The organism is Mangrovibacter yixingensis, assembly GCF_020523985.1.
Classification (GTDB): Bacteria; Pseudomonadota; Gammaproteobacteria; order Enterobacterales; family Enterobacteriaceae; genus Mangrovibacter; species Mangrovibacter yixingensis.
Genome location: NZ_JAIVKM010000006.1, coordinates 152,624 through 166,739 on the forward strand (window position 1 = coordinate 152,624; position 14,116 = coordinate 166,739).

A 14,116-nucleotide genomic window follows, 5' to 3' on the forward strand; every position below is an offset into this window, starting at 1 on the left:
AAAGCCACATATTCACCTGTGTGGCGTTAGCCAGCATGAAATGGTGTCTTTCATGACAGCCAGGCGTTGCTCCAGTTCAGCAACCTGTTTTAAATCTTTTTGATACAGAATCGACAATGTTGATTGATTTATCAGGTAGAAAAAACCCAGTGCAGAAATACTGATATTTAATTGCATCGCATCAATACCCGGTCGGATACTGCCATCTTCCTGGCCACGCAACAGGATAGTTTCGGTAATACTCAACCAGCTACGGTTGATGGGCACAATAGTATCCAGCGCTTTAAGGTGACGAGCCTGCAGCTGATTTTCGCTATTCAGTAAACGAATAAACTCCGGATTTTCCAGATAATAATGCCAGGTAAACTCAACCAATTTTAATACAGCATCGCGCGCAGATAAGGCATCCAAATCAAGCGCAGCCTCTTTGGTACGAATGTCCTGATATGCAGCTTCCAGTACCTTTGAGAACAAAGTGTCTTTATTGTCGAAATAATAATAAATCAGTTGCTTATTGACTTGTGCCAGAGCGGCAATTTGGTCAACCCGGGCCCCATCAAATCCTTTATCTGCGAAGACCGCTTTAGCTGCACCAAGGATCAGACTTTGGGTCAGTTCGGGATCATGCCGGCGTTTAGACACACTCTCCTTAACCATTTTTCCCCCGTAAAATCATTCAATTAAATTCTCTGCAATCATTATTAACCAATTAGTTGAATCTGAGAAGTCGATCATCCTTTTCTTTTTTTGTCCTTCCTATACTGTTTATATTAAATCAACTAGTTGGTTGAAAGATTTAAAAGGAGCTGCACAATGACCTATGCACAACGTCCGGTGGCCTTCGTTACCGGCTCCACGCGTGGAATTGGCAAAGCCTGCGCGTATCAACTGGCACAAAGCGGATTTAATGTCGCGATTAATGGGCGCGATACCGAAGAGAGTCGGGCACGGCAAGAAGTGATCGTAGCAGAGCTCCAAACCAGTGGCGTAGAAGCCATGGCCGTCCCCGGAGATGTTGCCGTACTGGAGAGCCAGTCTGCCATGCTGGAAGCTGTAACAGCGCGCTGGGGGAGGCTTGATTGCATTGTTAACAATGCCGGAACCGCTGCCCGTGTGCGGGGTGATTTACTGGATGTGACACCAGAGAATTATCAATATTGTCAGGATATAAATACACGCGCCATGTTCTTCTTCTGCCAAAAAAGCGCAAAGTTCATGCTTGAACAAGGGCAATTAGGTAATCAGCATCGCGCCATTATTAACATCACTTCCTGCAGTGCCCAAAGCCTGAATATTTCTCGTGGCGAATACTGCGTATCTAAAGCAGCTGCCAGTATGGTCACACAACTTTTTGCCATGCGTCTCGCCGAATCCGGTATTGGCGTATATGAGGTTCGACCAGGCATTATCGAAACGGACATGACCAGTACCGTTAAACCCAAATACACGCAACTGATTGAAGAAGGGTTAGTTCCAATGAAACGCTGGGGACAACCTGATGACATCGCTATCGCTATTGATGCGCTGGCGAGCGGTAAATTGCCTTTCACTGTCGGCCAGATCATCGAACTTGATGGTGGCCTGAACAAATCCCATTTTTGAATACGAGGTACTTCAATGGCCATTATTTCTGTTGGCATTATCATGCACGGCGTCACCGGTCGTATGGGGAAAAATCAGCATTTGATCCGCTCTATTGTTGCTATCCGTAACCAGGGTGGCGTTGCACTGGCTAATGGCGACTACCTGATGCCTGACCCGATTTTGATTGGGCGCAATGAAGAAAAAATCGCAGCTTTGGCTAAAGAAACAGGCATTACGCGTTGGGGGACAGACCTTGACGCAGCACTGGCAAACCCCAAAGACACTATCTTTTTTGATGCAGCAACCACTCAGGCACGCCCCACTTTGCTAAAAAAAGCGATTGCGGCAGGCAAACATATTTATTGTGAAAAACCCGTGGCAGTAAGTTTGTCTGAAGCCATGGAACTGTACCACTATGCAGAACAACAGGGTGTTTGCCACGGTGTTGTGCAAGACAAATTATGGCTACCCGGATTACGCAAATTACAGCTTCTCAATGAATCTGGTTTTTTTGGCAAAGTTCTGTCTGTTCGTGGTGAATTTGGCTACTGGGTCTTCGAAGGTGATTTACAGCCAGCACAGCGCCCATCCTGGAACTACCGTCAGGAAGATGGTGGCGGCATTATTCTCGACATGATCTGCCACTGGCGGTATGTCATCGACAATTTATTCGGTGAAATCAAAAGTATTAGCTGCCTGGGAGCCACCCACATCCCACAACGTGTCGATGAACAAGGTAATTCTTACGCCGCAACTGCAGATGATGCCGCATATGCCACTTTCGAACTTCATAATGGCACCATCGTACAAATCAACAGCTCCTGGTGCGTGCGGGTTCGCCGTGACGACCTGGTGACATTCCAGGTCGATGGCGTCAACGGTTCCGCTGTAGCCGGGCTGACCGATTGCCTTACCCAGTCCAGAGTTAATACCCCCAAACCTGTCTGGAACCCTGATGAACGCCAGACCCATAACTTTTTCAATGACTGGGTTCCGGTACCAGATACCACAACCTATGACAACGCTTTCAAAGTGCAATGGGAAGGTTTTTTACGCCATGTTCATGGTGAGGGCGATTTCCGCTGGAATCTGCTCGAGGGTGCTAAAGGCGTACAGCTCGTAGAACTGGCTTTGCAAAGCTGGCGCGAACGCCGCTGGTTAGATGTTCCGTCTTTGATCAAATAAGGAGCGCATATGCAACATCCCGATCCCCGGCGGCTTTCCATTAATACCGCTACCGTTCGTAAACAGTGGACGCTCGATAAAATAATTGACGGCTGTGCCCGCCACGAGATCCGAGGGATCTCGCCATGGCGAGATCAAGTACAGGCACTGGGGCTGGAGAAAACAGCCAGGTTAATCCGTAGCAATGAGTTAACCGTCAGCGGCTACTGTCGAGGCGGTATGTTTCCAGGCATCGATGATGCTGCCAGACGTGCTGCGGATGATGATAACCGCAAAGCTGTGGATGAAGCGCTGGCGGTGGGTGCTGCCTGCCTGGTACTGGTAGTGGGAGGGCTGCCAGGCTCCTCGAAAGATATCGAGGGGGCCCGTCAGCAAGTCAAAGAAGGGCTTTCCCGGTTACTTGATTACTCACGTAATGTTGGCATGCCTCTGGCAATTGAGCCATTACACCCAATGTATGCAGCTGACCGCGCATGTGTGAACACTCTGGAACAGGCAAATGATTTGTGCGATGAACTGGGCGATAAGGGGCTGGGCATTGCCGTTGATCTCTATCACACCTGGTGGGATCCGAAGTTTTTCCTACAACTGGAACGCGCAGGGCGTAACCGTATTCTGGCGTTCCACATTTGCGACTGGCTGGTGCCAACCCGCGATTTGCTCTCTGACCGGGGAATGATGGGAGATGGAGTTATCGATATTCGCCGCGCCCGTCTCGCTGTTGAGTCACTGGGCTACCAGGGGGCGCATGAAGTGGAAATTTTCTCGGAACTGAACTGGTGGCAACAGGATCCCAACTACGTCTTATCCACCTGCAAGGAGCGCCATCAGCAACACTGTTAATCAGAGTTTTGCGGTATCTGATTTCTCGTCACATCCGATATGTCGAGGGCATTATGCATACAGATACAAAAAAAATGATCCTGGTGTCCGTGTTATGCGGGCTGGGATACATGATGTACTCCGTTGATCGTATGACGGTTTCGTCAGCTATCAGCCTTATGGCCAGTGATTTTCATCTGGACCGTGCACAATCAGGTTTTCTGATGAGCTCATTTTTTTATGGGTTCATCGGCTTCTTGTTTATTTCTGGCATTATCGCCGACAAACTCAGCGGAAAGCCGGTTCTGATCCTGGGGTTAGTTATTTTCTCACTGGCAACCATGTCTACCGGAATCGCAGGCAGCCTGACATCATTGCTATTTTACCGAGTAATGACCGGAATAGGAGAAGGTGTCTTTTGGCCTGCCGCCTCTCTGGAAGTCGCGAACGTCACAACCGAGAAACAACGCACCACAGTGATGTCTCTCTACTGGATGGGCTACCCGATTGGCGGCTTCTTGGGTACCTGGCTTGGCGCTATGCTTGGCCCTGTCTTCGGCTGGCGAGTGGTTTTTTATGTGGCTGGCAGCATGGGTCTGCTGGTAGCTCTGGCCTATTTACTATTGGTAAAACCCACAGAGAAAAACACACACCAGGCACAAAAAACGTCGTTGCCGTTAAAACAACTATTCCGCAACCCTTCCGTTTTACTGATGGCACTCTACTATTTCCTGCTCCTCAGTGGCTGGTGGATTGTCCTGTTGTGGGCACCAACATTTTTAATGAATGTTAAACACTTATCGATAAGTGTCGCAGGCACTATCGCCAGCCTGCTGGGCCTTGCTGGTGCCTTGGGGGGATTTCTGATAGGCCGCTTGTGCGATACAGGCAACTTCAACCGTAAGCGCGCTATCCTGATTGGTATCACCTTACTGAGTAGTTTGCTCATGGCGGCAATGGTGCTAAACATGCCCGTATATGCCGTGATAGTTGTCATTCTCTTACTTGGTTTCTTAGGTTACCCAGTCACCCCACTGGTAATTTCATTTACCGCTGAATTGGTTCCGCAGGCATTACGCGGTTCGGCTATTGGCTTTGTTATGAATATAGGTATGGCAGCCGGTGGTATTTCCCCAGTGTTAGCCGGGTACTTCGCTGATATCTATTCCTTGAGTACCGTATGGTGGGTCGCAGCCTGTGTCATGGTATTCAGCTCCATGATGTTACTCGGTGTACAAAAATCCCCGGCAGTTTATTCCAACCCGGCAGTGCCTGGTCTCAGTCCCAGTAAACAGTAGAGGAAAATATGGCAACAACTATCCCTCAATCCATTCTGACGCACTTAACAGATGTCGCTATGCCACGGCATGTAGCAACAGCCAGTCCGTCACTCACGCAAAATATTGCTGGTTATTCCATTCCTCTTTATGACCACGAGGCATTGGTTATAGGTAGTGGAGCAGCTGGCCTGCGGGCGGCAGTGGAATTGCGCCGCAGAGGAATAGATGTTGTTGTTGCCACTCAAACTTTATTTTGGGGAACATCTGCCTGCTCAGGCTCAGATAAGCAGACACTGCACACGGCATCAACCAGTTTTCATGGTGATGACTTTGTTAAGCTGGCAAGTGCCTTAGGGGCGGGTGGCGCAATGGATGCAGATACTGCTTATGTCGAAGCAGTGGGTTCCATCGAAGCATTTATTGGGTTGAAAAGCATTGGATTACCGTTACCGGAAGACCGCTACGGTGCTGTTTTACGGTACCAAACAGATCACGACGAAGCTGGCCGGGCCACCAGCTGCGGACCACGAACTTCACGGTTGATGGTCAAGGTATTAGCTGAAGAGGCTATTTTACTGAATACCCTCTTTATCGATCATGCAACAGTCATACGCTTGCTGACTGAAGGCGAAGGGGCATACCGCCACATTGTGGGTGCTGTCGCCATAGTAAAAGGAGCACGCTGCCCGGAAAACCCGTGGGGACTATGTGTAATACGTGCCAGCGCCGTCGTTCTTGCGGCTGGTGGGCCAGGTGAACTGTTTCGTGATAGTGTTTACCCGAAGCGCTGCTTTGGGTCACTGGGGTTAGCTCTTGAAACCGGGCTGGAAACCGTCAATCTCACCGAACATCAATTTGGTATTGGAACACGCCGTGATGAGTTTCCCTGGAACTTGTCTGGCACATATATGCAGAGCATGCCCTACATCTATTCCGTAGATGCTCATGGCCAGGAACATAACTTTCTTGCACGCTTTTACCGCACCACCAGGGAACTCGCTTCCAATATTTTCCGTAAAGGCTACCAGTGGCCTGTCCACGCCAGCCGGATGCTGGATTTTGGCTCCAGCCTGGTCGACCTTGCGATTTATAGTGAAGCACAACAGGGCAATACCATCTTCATGGACTTTAACCGTAATCCGTTGCCTGTTGAAGGTTCGCCGGATTTTTCTTTGGAAGACCTGGATGACGATGTCCGGACGTACCTGACTAACAATGACGCCAATCTGGCACTGCCCATCGAACGCCTGCAACACATGAACCCTCTGGCGATTGAATTATACAAACACAATGGCCATGACCTGACACAATCCCCTCTGGCTTTTAACGTTAACCACCAGCATATGAACGGTGGTATTGCTGTCGATACTTGGGGGCAAACATCATTAGCCGGGTGCTATGCCATAGGAGAAGCTGCGGGAACACATGGTGTGACTCGCCCTGGAGGTGCAGCACTGAATGCCGGCCAGGTTTTTGGGTTACGCTGTGCAAAACACATTAAGGCGACAAGCCGGAACACAACAGATTCCTGTTTCGCTTCCGAAGTGTCGGCACTAATCAGCACTATCCGGCATGACAGCACATCGTCACAGGCACCGACTATTGAAGCCGTTAAAGCAGAAATACAACAGCGAATGAGCGACGTTGCTGGATTCATTTGCCATATAAATCAAGTCCCTGAAGCATTGGCGGCAACCAGACGCCTCAATGAACAGATAACTCAGCATGGCATCGCCATTACACACCCCAACCAAGCTGCACAGCGCTTCCAGTGGCAACAAATGGCTCTGGCTTGCGAGGCATTATTAACCGCGTTGAATTTCTATATTGAACAGGGTGGTGGCAGCCGTGGGGCCCGTGTGCTTTGTTCCCCTGACGGTGACCAGGTACCCTCTACCCGAGCCGGAGTACTGACTGACTACCGTTTTTTGGCGGAAAACCCGCAGCAGCGGCAACAACAATTGGTTGTACACTGGTCAAATGGCGGCTTCAGGGTAAAAGTGCAGGGCCTGCGGCCACTGGAGGACCTTAGCACCCTGTTCTTTGAAAAAAACTGGCCTGACTTTCTGACTGACCGTATTTACCATCATTCCCCAACTTCAGCGGACGATTAAGCGGCCAGTGCCTGGGCACAAGCCCAGGCGGAGCTCCAGGCCCACTGGAAGTTGTAACCACCCAACCAGCCCGTGACATCAACCACTTCACCAATAAAATAGAGCCCTGGCACCGTGCGGGCCTCCATGGTTCGGGAAGAAAGCGCATGGGTATCGACACCGCCAAGCGTCACTTCAGCAGTGCGGTAGCCTTCTGTGCCATTTGGCACCACTTCCCATTGCGACAACTGTGCAACCATGTCTGCCTGCTGGCGTGAATTAAGCTGCTTCAAAGTGACATCTGGCACTAACCCCAGCGACATCAGCACTTCAATCAAGCGCTTCGGCAGTAACAAAGCCAGGGTATTTTTCAGACTTTGGTTCGGATGCGCCTGGCGCTGCTCATTAAGTAGCGCGTCCACACCACCGTCAGGTGTCAGGTTGACCACAACCGGTTCCCCTGCCCGCCAGTAACTGGAAATTTGCAGCACTGCCGGGCCAGACATGCCCCGATGCGTGAACAAAATATTTTCACGAAATTGCGTGCCATCCAGGGCTGTAACAACAGTGGGTAACGATACACCAGACAAGGTTTGCAACTGTTCCAGCAAGGGTTTATGCAGCGTGAACGGCACCAGGCCCGCACGGGTGGGCAAGACGGGAATGCCAAACTGCTCGGCAACTTTATAGCCAAAGGGCGAGGCGCCCAGTCCAGGCATGGATAGCCCACCACTGGCAATCACCAGTTTGTTGGCATGAATTTCTGTGCCGTTAACTTGCAGCGTAAAGCCTTGCTCATTGCGTTCAATATTTAACACTTCGCTACGCAACCGCAATGCCACGTTACCCTTTTGGCACTCGTCCAGCAGCATGGTGACAATTTGTTCGGCTGAATCATCACAAAATAACTGCCCCAGCGTCTTTTCATGCCAGGCAATACCATGGCGGGAAACCATGTCGATAAAATCCCATTGGGTATAGCGTGCCAGGGCAGATTTGCAAAAATGGGGGTTTGAGCTTAAATATGCTGCGGGTTCGATATAAAGGTTAGTAAAGTTACAACGGCCACCACCAGACATAAGAATTTTTCTGCCCGGTTTTTTTCCGTTGTCTAATACTATGGCACGTAAACCGGCCTGCCCGGCCTGAGCCGCACAAAATAACCCGGCCGCACCCGCACCAATCACCACCACATCGAATTGTTCCACGCTTTCCCCCTATTTTGTCTGGCGGCGAATTGTAAAGATAGTCCGTTAATCACACCAGTACAAAAGACAATCTTTCAGATATCCCATTGAATTATTACAAATTAATGACAATCAGTGAGAAAAGCGACGCAATTTAAATCAAAAAAAGTCTATTTTCACTTTGCCCCCGGCGCAGTTGTCCTTGATAATGCGCCGCGTTCATGTCCACAGAATGGCTTAACGTCTATGCTACATCTCTTTGCAGACCTGGATTTGCATACCGGGTTGTTATTGGTTCTCGCACTGGCTTTCGTGCTGTTCTACGAAGCCATCAATGGTTTTCACGATACCGCAAACGCTGTTGCTACCGTCATTTATACGCGTGCGATGCGCTCACAACTGGCTGTTATGATGGCTGCGGTATTTAACTTCTTTGGCGTCTTATTGGGCGGGCTGAGCGTTGCTTATGCCATCGTTCACATGCTGCCAACAGACTTATTGCTGAATGTGGGGTCCGCACACGGTCTTGCCATGGTGTTCTCCATGTTGCTTGCCGCTATTATCTGGAACCTTGGCACCTGGTATTTTGGCTTGCCAGCATCCAGTTCCCATACTCTGATTGGCGCTATCATCGGTATTGCCCTGACGAACGCCCTGATGACTGGTACGTCCGTTGTGGATGCACTCAACATTCCAAAAGTTATTAATATTTTTGGCTCGCTGATTATCTCCCCAATTGTTGGCCTAGTTCTGGCTGGCGGGCTGGTGTATTTACTGCGCCGCTACTGGAACGGCACCAAAAAGCGTCGCCGCGTCCACTTAACACCGGCTGAGCGCGAAAAACAGGATGGTAAAAAAAGACCACCATTCTGGACGCGTATCGCACTGATTGTTTCCGCTATTGGCGTGAGTTTCTCCCATGGTGCGAACGACGGGCAGAAAGGTATCGGGCTGATTATGCTGGTACTGATTGGCGTGGCCCCTGCCGGTTTTGTGGTAAACATGAATTCGACAGGTTACGACATTACCCGTACCCGGGATGCCGTCACTAACGTCGAACTCTACTTCCAGCAGCATGGTGAAGCGGTTAAACATGTCATCGATATGGCTCCCCCGGCTAATCTTGAGCCCATCCCGGGTGGAACCCATGAGTTCCATTGCGATGCCAGCCGTGCTGTGTATGCTCTGGATACAGCGAAAGGCTTGTTAGCCAACCTCGACAGCTATGAGAAATTGAGTCTGGAGCAACGCAGCCATTTACGCCGTATGATGCTGTGTATTGCCGATACGACAGACAAAGTGGCTAATCTGCCGGAAACCAAAGCCGACGATAAGCGCTACCTCAAGAAGCTCAAAGGCGACATGCTGAGTACCATAGAGTACGCGCCTATCTGGATTATTATGGCGGTAGCGCTGGCACTGGGTATCGGTACCATGATTGGCTGGCGCCGTGTTGCCACCACTATCGGTGAGAAAATCGGTAAGAAAGGCATGACTTACGCACAAGGGATGTCTGCACAGATGACTGCTGCGGTTTCTATTGGTATTGCCAGCTACACCGGCATGCCAGTGTCTACCACCCATGTGTTGTCGTCTTCTGTTGCCGGTACCATGCTGGTTGATGGCGGTGGGTTACAAAGCCGCACAGTTAAAAGCATTTTGATGGCATGGATCTTTACTCTTCCTGCTGCCATTCTGCTTTCCGGCTGCCTGTACTGGCTGTCACTGCACCTGATCTGATTTTAAGATTGAGCAATAAGCGGGCTACCTGGCCCGCTTAATCTTACCCTTTCAGCGCATATTCCATTCAGCTCAGTGCCAGATAGCCAACCCCACCAGGCTTACAATCACTAAACCACACAGCGAACTGGTCAGGATAAACTGGCGACGAACCCGCTCACAACGGCGAATAAATTCATCGTCATGATGGTCTGAATACCGTTTGGCATAGATGTATCTTACCAGGCGCATTTGCTTGCTGGGTTGACCATGTGAGGTGAAGAAACCGCCACCATCGACGTACTGATACAGCAAAGGATCACAACCTCGTAGCACCACCAACAACGCACGTAACGATGAGAAGTAACGCGCCATATTGATGACACAAACGACACACAACGCCCAGAACAACGCAATGGTGCTGATCATACATCCTCCCCGGCGATTTTCCGGCCACTCCGGATACCATCGCTCCCCAAAAAACAGACAGTCAGCAAAAGTGTCAGTGAGCTAAAAACGCTCAGCCATAAAAAGTTTATCGGCATGCCTTATTAAATAGTGTAGGTCTCAGGTTGTTTTTTTTTCCATACAACAAACCGATAACAACCGCACAAAACAGTTAATTGATTGTTATATATCAACCTGGCTCAAATTGACTGCGTGACTGTCGCGCTATAATGTAGGTAAGGATTCAGTACCTGAGGTCATTACGCTGGAAGTCGCTCCCGTAACTGATACGGGCGCACAGGAGACAAAAATTGCCTGGGTTGTTCTCCTGTCCATGTGTTCATCGACAGCTTATGGAAGGAATAACATTATGGCTTACAAACATATTCTGATTGCGGTAGACCTTTCTCCGGAAAGCAAAGTTCTGGTTGAAAAAGCAGTATCTATGGCTCGCCCCTACAATGCGAAAATCTCTCTGATCCACGTCGACGTTAACTATTCAGACCTGTATACCGGTCTTATTGATGTGAATCTGGGTGATATGCAAAAACGGATTTCCGAAGAAACGCATCACGCACTGACGGAGTTGTCCACTGGGGCAAACTACCCGATTACTGAAACCCTGAGTGGCAGTGGAGACCTGGGCCAGGTTCTGGTGGATGCGATTCGTAAATACGACGCGGACCTGGTGGTATGCGGTCATCATCAGGACTTCTGGAGCAAGCTAATGTCTTCAGCGCGCCAGCTTATCAATACCGTTCATGTCGATATGCTGATTGTGCCGCTCAAAGATGACGACGAAGAAGAAGCATAACCCGTAAGCACAGGTACTCTGTGGGTAATATGCAGTAACACAAGTACACCCTTGCCAAATGGCAGGGGTGTGTTATTTCAGGCAAGCGGTGTTCCGGGGTAGATATCAAAACGGTGGTTTTTAGTGGTGATAGCGGAACGGGTTTCAACCCCAGCAAGTGCTGGCGCATAATCCGGCCTTTTCACGACGACACGTTTGGTTGCCAGGCGCTGCGCGGGGGCCAGTAACGCATCAGCATCGTCATCAGCCCCCACCAGAGACTGAAACACGCGCATCTCTTTTTTCACTAACGCGCTTTTTTGCTTATGGGGGTACATCGGGTCGAGGTAAACCACCTGAGGGCGGGGTTCCAGCCCTTCCAGTGCTGTCAGGCTCGAACCATGAATCAACGCCAGCCGCTCCCGCAACCAGCCACCAATTTCCTGGTCCTGGTAACCACGGTTCAGGCCATCTTCCAGTAAAGCGGCCACCACCGGGTGGCGTTCGAGCATCCTTACATGGCAACCCACAGAGGCCAGCACAAAAGCATCACGCCCAAGCCCTGCAGTTGCATCCACCACATCAGGCAAATAATCGCCTTTCACGCCAACGGCTTTAGCCACCGCTTCCCCTCGGCCACCGCCAAATTTGCGCCGGTGGGCCATCGCGCCAGCAACAAAGTCGACATAAATACCGCCGAGCTTTGGCTCATCCCGCTTGCGTAATTCGAGGTGAGAAGCAGTCAGTACCAGCGCCATGGGGTTGCCGTCATCGTGGGTTAACCCCCAGCGAGCCGCCAGAACAGATAAGGCGCCGGAATCGGCGCCTGTTTCAGCTAACAAACAAATGTTCACTGTTAGTCTCAGCCCTGAATACCGTAATGGTGCAACATGGCATCCAGTTGTGGTTCACGGCCACGGAAACGTTTGAACAACGTCATTGGCTCTTCGGAACCGCCACGGCTTAAGATGTTTTCCAGGAAGGATAAGCCGGTTTCACGGTTGAAAATGCCTTCTTCCTCGAACCGGGAAAATGCATCCGCAGCCAGGACATCAGCCCACAGGTAGCTGTAATAGCCCGCAGCATAGCCGCCAGCAAAGATATGGCTGAAGGCATGCGGGAAGCGCCCCCAAGCAGGAGAAGGCACCACAGCCACCTGTTTTTTGATTTCTGCCAGGGTTTCGAGAATTTTTGCGCCCTGTTGCGGAGAAAATTCCGCATGCAGGCGGAAATCGAACAGGCCGAACTCAAGCTGGCGCAGAATAAACATCGCTGCCTGGTAATTTTTCGCCGCCAACATTTTATCCAGCAGAGACTGTGGCAGTGGTTCACCGGTTTCGTAATGGCCAGAAATAAATGCCAACGCTTCCGGCTCCCAGCACCAGTTTTCCATAAACTGGCTTGGCAGTTCGACTGCATCCCAGGGCACACCGTTGATCCCGGAAACACCCGCGGTATCAATACGTGTCAGCATATGGTGCAGGCCATGCCCGAACTCATGGAACAACGTAGTAACTTCATCATGAGTAAACAGTGCCGGTTTGCCATTCACCGGGCGGTTAAAGTTACAGGTCAGGTAAGCAACGGGTTTTTGCAACGAACCGTCTGCTTTACGCAACTGGCCCACGCAATCATCCATCCACGCCCCGCCCCGCTTGTGCTCACGGGCATACAAGTCGAGATAGAAACTACCGCGCAGGTCACCCTGCTCATCATAGAGTTCGAAGAAACGCACATCCGGGTTCCATACGTCCACGTCATTGCGTTCTTTCGCGGTAATGCCGTAAATGCGTTTCACCACTTCGAACAGGCCATTTACTGCCTTGCTCTCCGGGAAATACGGGCGTAGTTGTTCGTCGCTAATGCTGTACAGGTGCTGTTTTTGTTTCTCGCCATACCAGGTGAGATCCCACGGGTTCAGTTCTTCCACACCATAATGCTCGCGGGCGAAAGCGCGCAATTGAGCGAGTTCGGCTTCCCCTTGTGGGCGTGCGCGTTTGGCTAAATCGGTCAGGAAATCCAGCACCTGCCCAGTGTTTTCTGCCATTTTGGTTGCCAGAGATTTTTCGGCATAACTACCAAAGCCCAGCAACTCCGCCAGTTCGTGGCGCAACGCCAGGATCTCTTCCATGATTGGCGTGTTATCCCACTTACCGGCATTTGGCCCCTGGTCAGAAGCTCGTGTGCTGTATGCGCGGTACATCTCTTCACGCAAATCGGCGTTATCGCAATAAGTCATCACCGGCAGGTAACTCGGGATATCCAGCGTCAGTAACCAGCCATCCTGCTCTTTCGCTTCAGCCTGCGCTTTGGCCGCGGCCAGTGCGCTTTCCGGCATCCCCGCCAGTTGGGATTCATCGGTAATCAGTTTGCTCCAGCCCATGGTGGCATCCAGCACATTATTGCTGTAAGCCGAGCCCAGTTCAGACAACCGCGCCGCAATTTCGCCATAGCGTTTCTGTTTGTCTTTCGGCAAGCCAATGCCTGACAATTCAAAATCACGCAGTGCGTTATCGACCGCTTTTTTCTGTGCCACGCTCAGGCTGGCGTAATGTTCGCCATCGCGCAGGTTGCGATACGCCTGGTACAGGCCTTCGTGCTGGCCAACCCAGGTGCTGTATTCAGATAACAATGGCAGAGTTTGTTCATACGCTGCTCGCAATTCCGGGCTGTTTTTGACCGAGTTGAGGTGGCTTACCGGTGAGAAAATCCGCCCCAGCCTGTCATCTGTTTCCGCCAGTGGCTGGCACAAATTATCCCAAGTCCATGGCGCACCCTGCGCCACCACCTGCTCAACTGCCGCGCGGCAGGCATTCAGTGCGTCGGTCACGGCCGGTACAACATGTTCGGGTTTGATTGCAGAAAACGGAGGAAGAGTAAAATCGGTAAGTAATGGATTGGTCATAGCGCAGTCCCAAATAAAGTGAGGCGCGTTTCCACGCGCACTCTGGTGTTCCTGAATTGTCCACATCTCAAATAACCCAGCAGCCTTACAGGCCATAAATC

The 14,116-nt window shown here is 50.7% G+C and carries 12 protein-coding genes; 7 read left to right on the top strand and 5 right to left on the bottom strand.

Annotated features, from left to right (window positions below; translation table 11 throughout):
* Window positions 1-12 precede the first annotated feature (12 nt).
* Entirely contained in the window at window positions 13-642 is a 630-nt protein-coding gene (locus LC084_RS17795) for a TetR/AcrR family transcriptional regulator (protein WP_226572529.1), read from the bottom strand.
* A 171-nt stretch (window positions 643-813) separates the two neighbouring features.
* On the opposite strand from LC084_RS17795, the gene LC084_RS17800 reads away from it, so the two are divergent.
* The 5 genes from LC084_RS17800 to LC084_RS17820 are packed head-to-tail and all read left to right on the top strand — an operon-like array spanning window position 814 to window position 6,985.
* Window positions 814-1,602, top strand: a complete 789-nt coding sequence (locus LC084_RS17800) for a 3-ketoacyl-ACP reductase (RefSeq protein WP_226572530.1) — start codon at window positions 814-816, stop codon at window positions 1,600-1,602.
* 15 nt (window positions 1,603-1,617) lie between these two features.
* Window positions 1,618-2,769, top strand: a complete 1,152-nt coding sequence (locus tag LC084_RS17805) for a Gfo/Idh/MocA family protein (RefSeq protein ID WP_226572531.1) — start codon at window positions 1,618-1,620, stop codon at window positions 2,767-2,769.
* 9 nt (window positions 2,770-2,778) lie between these two features.
* Window positions 2,779-3,612 carry a sugar phosphate isomerase/epimerase family protein gene (locus LC084_RS17810; protein ID WP_226572533.1) on the top strand — a complete coding sequence of 278 codons (834 nt, stop codon included), beginning with the start codon at window positions 2,779-2,781 and terminating at the stop codon, window positions 3,610-3,612.
* 53 nt (window positions 3,613-3,665) lie between these two features.
* The gene (locus LC084_RS17815; RefSeq protein WP_226572535.1) at window positions 3,666-4,889 is read left to right on the top strand and encodes an MFS transporter; all 1,224 of its coding nucleotides are present in this window, start codon (window positions 3,666-3,668) and stop codon (window positions 4,887-4,889) included.
* An 8-nt stretch (window positions 4,890-4,897) separates the two neighbouring features.
* Entirely contained in the window at window positions 4,898-6,985 is a 2,088-nt protein-coding gene (locus LC084_RS17820) for an FAD-dependent oxidoreductase (protein WP_226572537.1), read from the top strand.
* On the opposite strand, the gene LC084_RS17825 is transcribed toward LC084_RS17820, so the two are convergent.
* Window positions 6,982-8,172: a BaiN/RdsA family NAD(P)/FAD-dependent oxidoreductase gene (locus LC084_RS17825; protein ID WP_226572539.1), complete on the bottom strand. Its 1,191-nt coding sequence runs from the start codon at window positions 8,170-8,172 to the stop codon at window positions 6,982-6,984. The genes LC084_RS17820 and LC084_RS17825 overlap by 4 nt on opposite strands.
* Before the next feature lie 225 nt (window positions 8,173-8,397).
* Here LC084_RS17825 and pitA point away from each other — a divergent pair, with 225 nt between their 5' ends.
* Window positions 8,398-9,891: an inorganic phosphate transporter PitA gene (gene pitA / locus LC084_RS17830; protein ID WP_226572541.1), complete on the top strand. Its 1,494-nt coding sequence runs from the start codon at window positions 8,398-8,400 to the stop codon at window positions 9,889-9,891.
* A gap of 72 nt (window positions 9,892-9,963) precedes the next feature.
* Here pitA and uspB read toward each other — a convergent pair whose 3' ends face one another.
* Window positions 9,964-10,299 (bottom strand): universal stress protein UspB, encoded by a 336-nt coding sequence (gene uspB / locus LC084_RS17835; protein WP_064597785.1) that lies wholly within the window; start codon window positions 10,297-10,299, stop codon window positions 9,964-9,966.
* A 388-nt stretch (window positions 10,300-10,687) separates the two neighbouring features.
* On the opposite strand from uspB, the gene uspA reads away from it, so the two are divergent.
* On the top strand, window positions 10,688-11,131 hold the full coding sequence (uspA, locus tag LC084_RS17840; protein ID WP_226572543.1) for a universal stress protein UspA: 444 nt from the start codon (window positions 10,688-10,690) through the stop codon (window positions 11,129-11,131).
* A gap of 77 nt (window positions 11,132-11,208) precedes the next feature.
* Here uspA and rsmJ read toward each other — a convergent pair whose 3' ends face one another.
* Both rsmJ and prlC read right to left on the bottom strand, forming a co-directional pair.
* Complete coding sequence (gene rsmJ / locus LC084_RS17845) at window positions 11,209-11,964, bottom strand: 16S rRNA (guanine(1516)-N(2))-methyltransferase RsmJ (protein WP_226572545.1); 756 nt, start codon at window positions 11,962-11,964, stop codon at window positions 11,209-11,211.
* An 8-nt stretch (window positions 11,965-11,972) separates the two neighbouring features.
* Window positions 11,973-14,015, bottom strand: a complete 2,043-nt coding sequence (gene prlC, locus LC084_RS17850) for an oligopeptidase A (protein WP_226572689.1) — start codon at window positions 14,013-14,015, stop codon at window positions 11,973-11,975.
* Between the last annotated feature and the right edge of the window lie 101 nt (window positions 14,016-14,116).

Coding starts and splice junctions, on each gene's coding strand:
- LC084_RS17800 (WP_226572530.1), top strand. CDS start 814: ATGACCTATGCACAACGTCCGGTGGCCTTCGTTACCGGCTCCACGCGT.
- prlC (WP_226572689.1), bottom strand. CDS start 14,015: ATGACCAATCCATTACTTACCGATTTTACTCTTCCTCCGTTTTCTGCA.
- LC084_RS17810 (WP_226572533.1), top strand. CDS start 2,779: ATGCAACATCCCGATCCCCGGCGGCTTTCCATTAATACCGCTACCGTT.
- uspA (WP_226572543.1), top strand. CDS start 10,688: ATGGCTTACAAACATATTCTGATTGCGGTAGACCTTTCTCCGGAAAGC.
- pitA (WP_226572541.1), top strand. CDS start 8,398: ATGCTACATCTCTTTGCAGACCTGGATTTGCATACCGGGTTGTTATTG.
- LC084_RS17820 (WP_226572537.1), top strand. CDS start 4,898: ATGGCAACAACTATCCCTCAATCCATTCTGACGCACTTAACAGATGTC.
- uspB (WP_064597785.1), bottom strand. CDS start 10,299: ATGATCAGCACCATTGCGTTGTTCTGGGCGTTGTGTGTCGTTTGTGTC.
- LC084_RS17805 (WP_226572531.1), top strand. CDS start 1,618: ATGGCCATTATTTCTGTTGGCATTATCATGCACGGCGTCACCGGTCGT.
- LC084_RS17815 (WP_226572535.1), top strand. CDS start 3,666: ATGCATACAGATACAAAAAAAATGATCCTGGTGTCCGTGTTATGCGGG.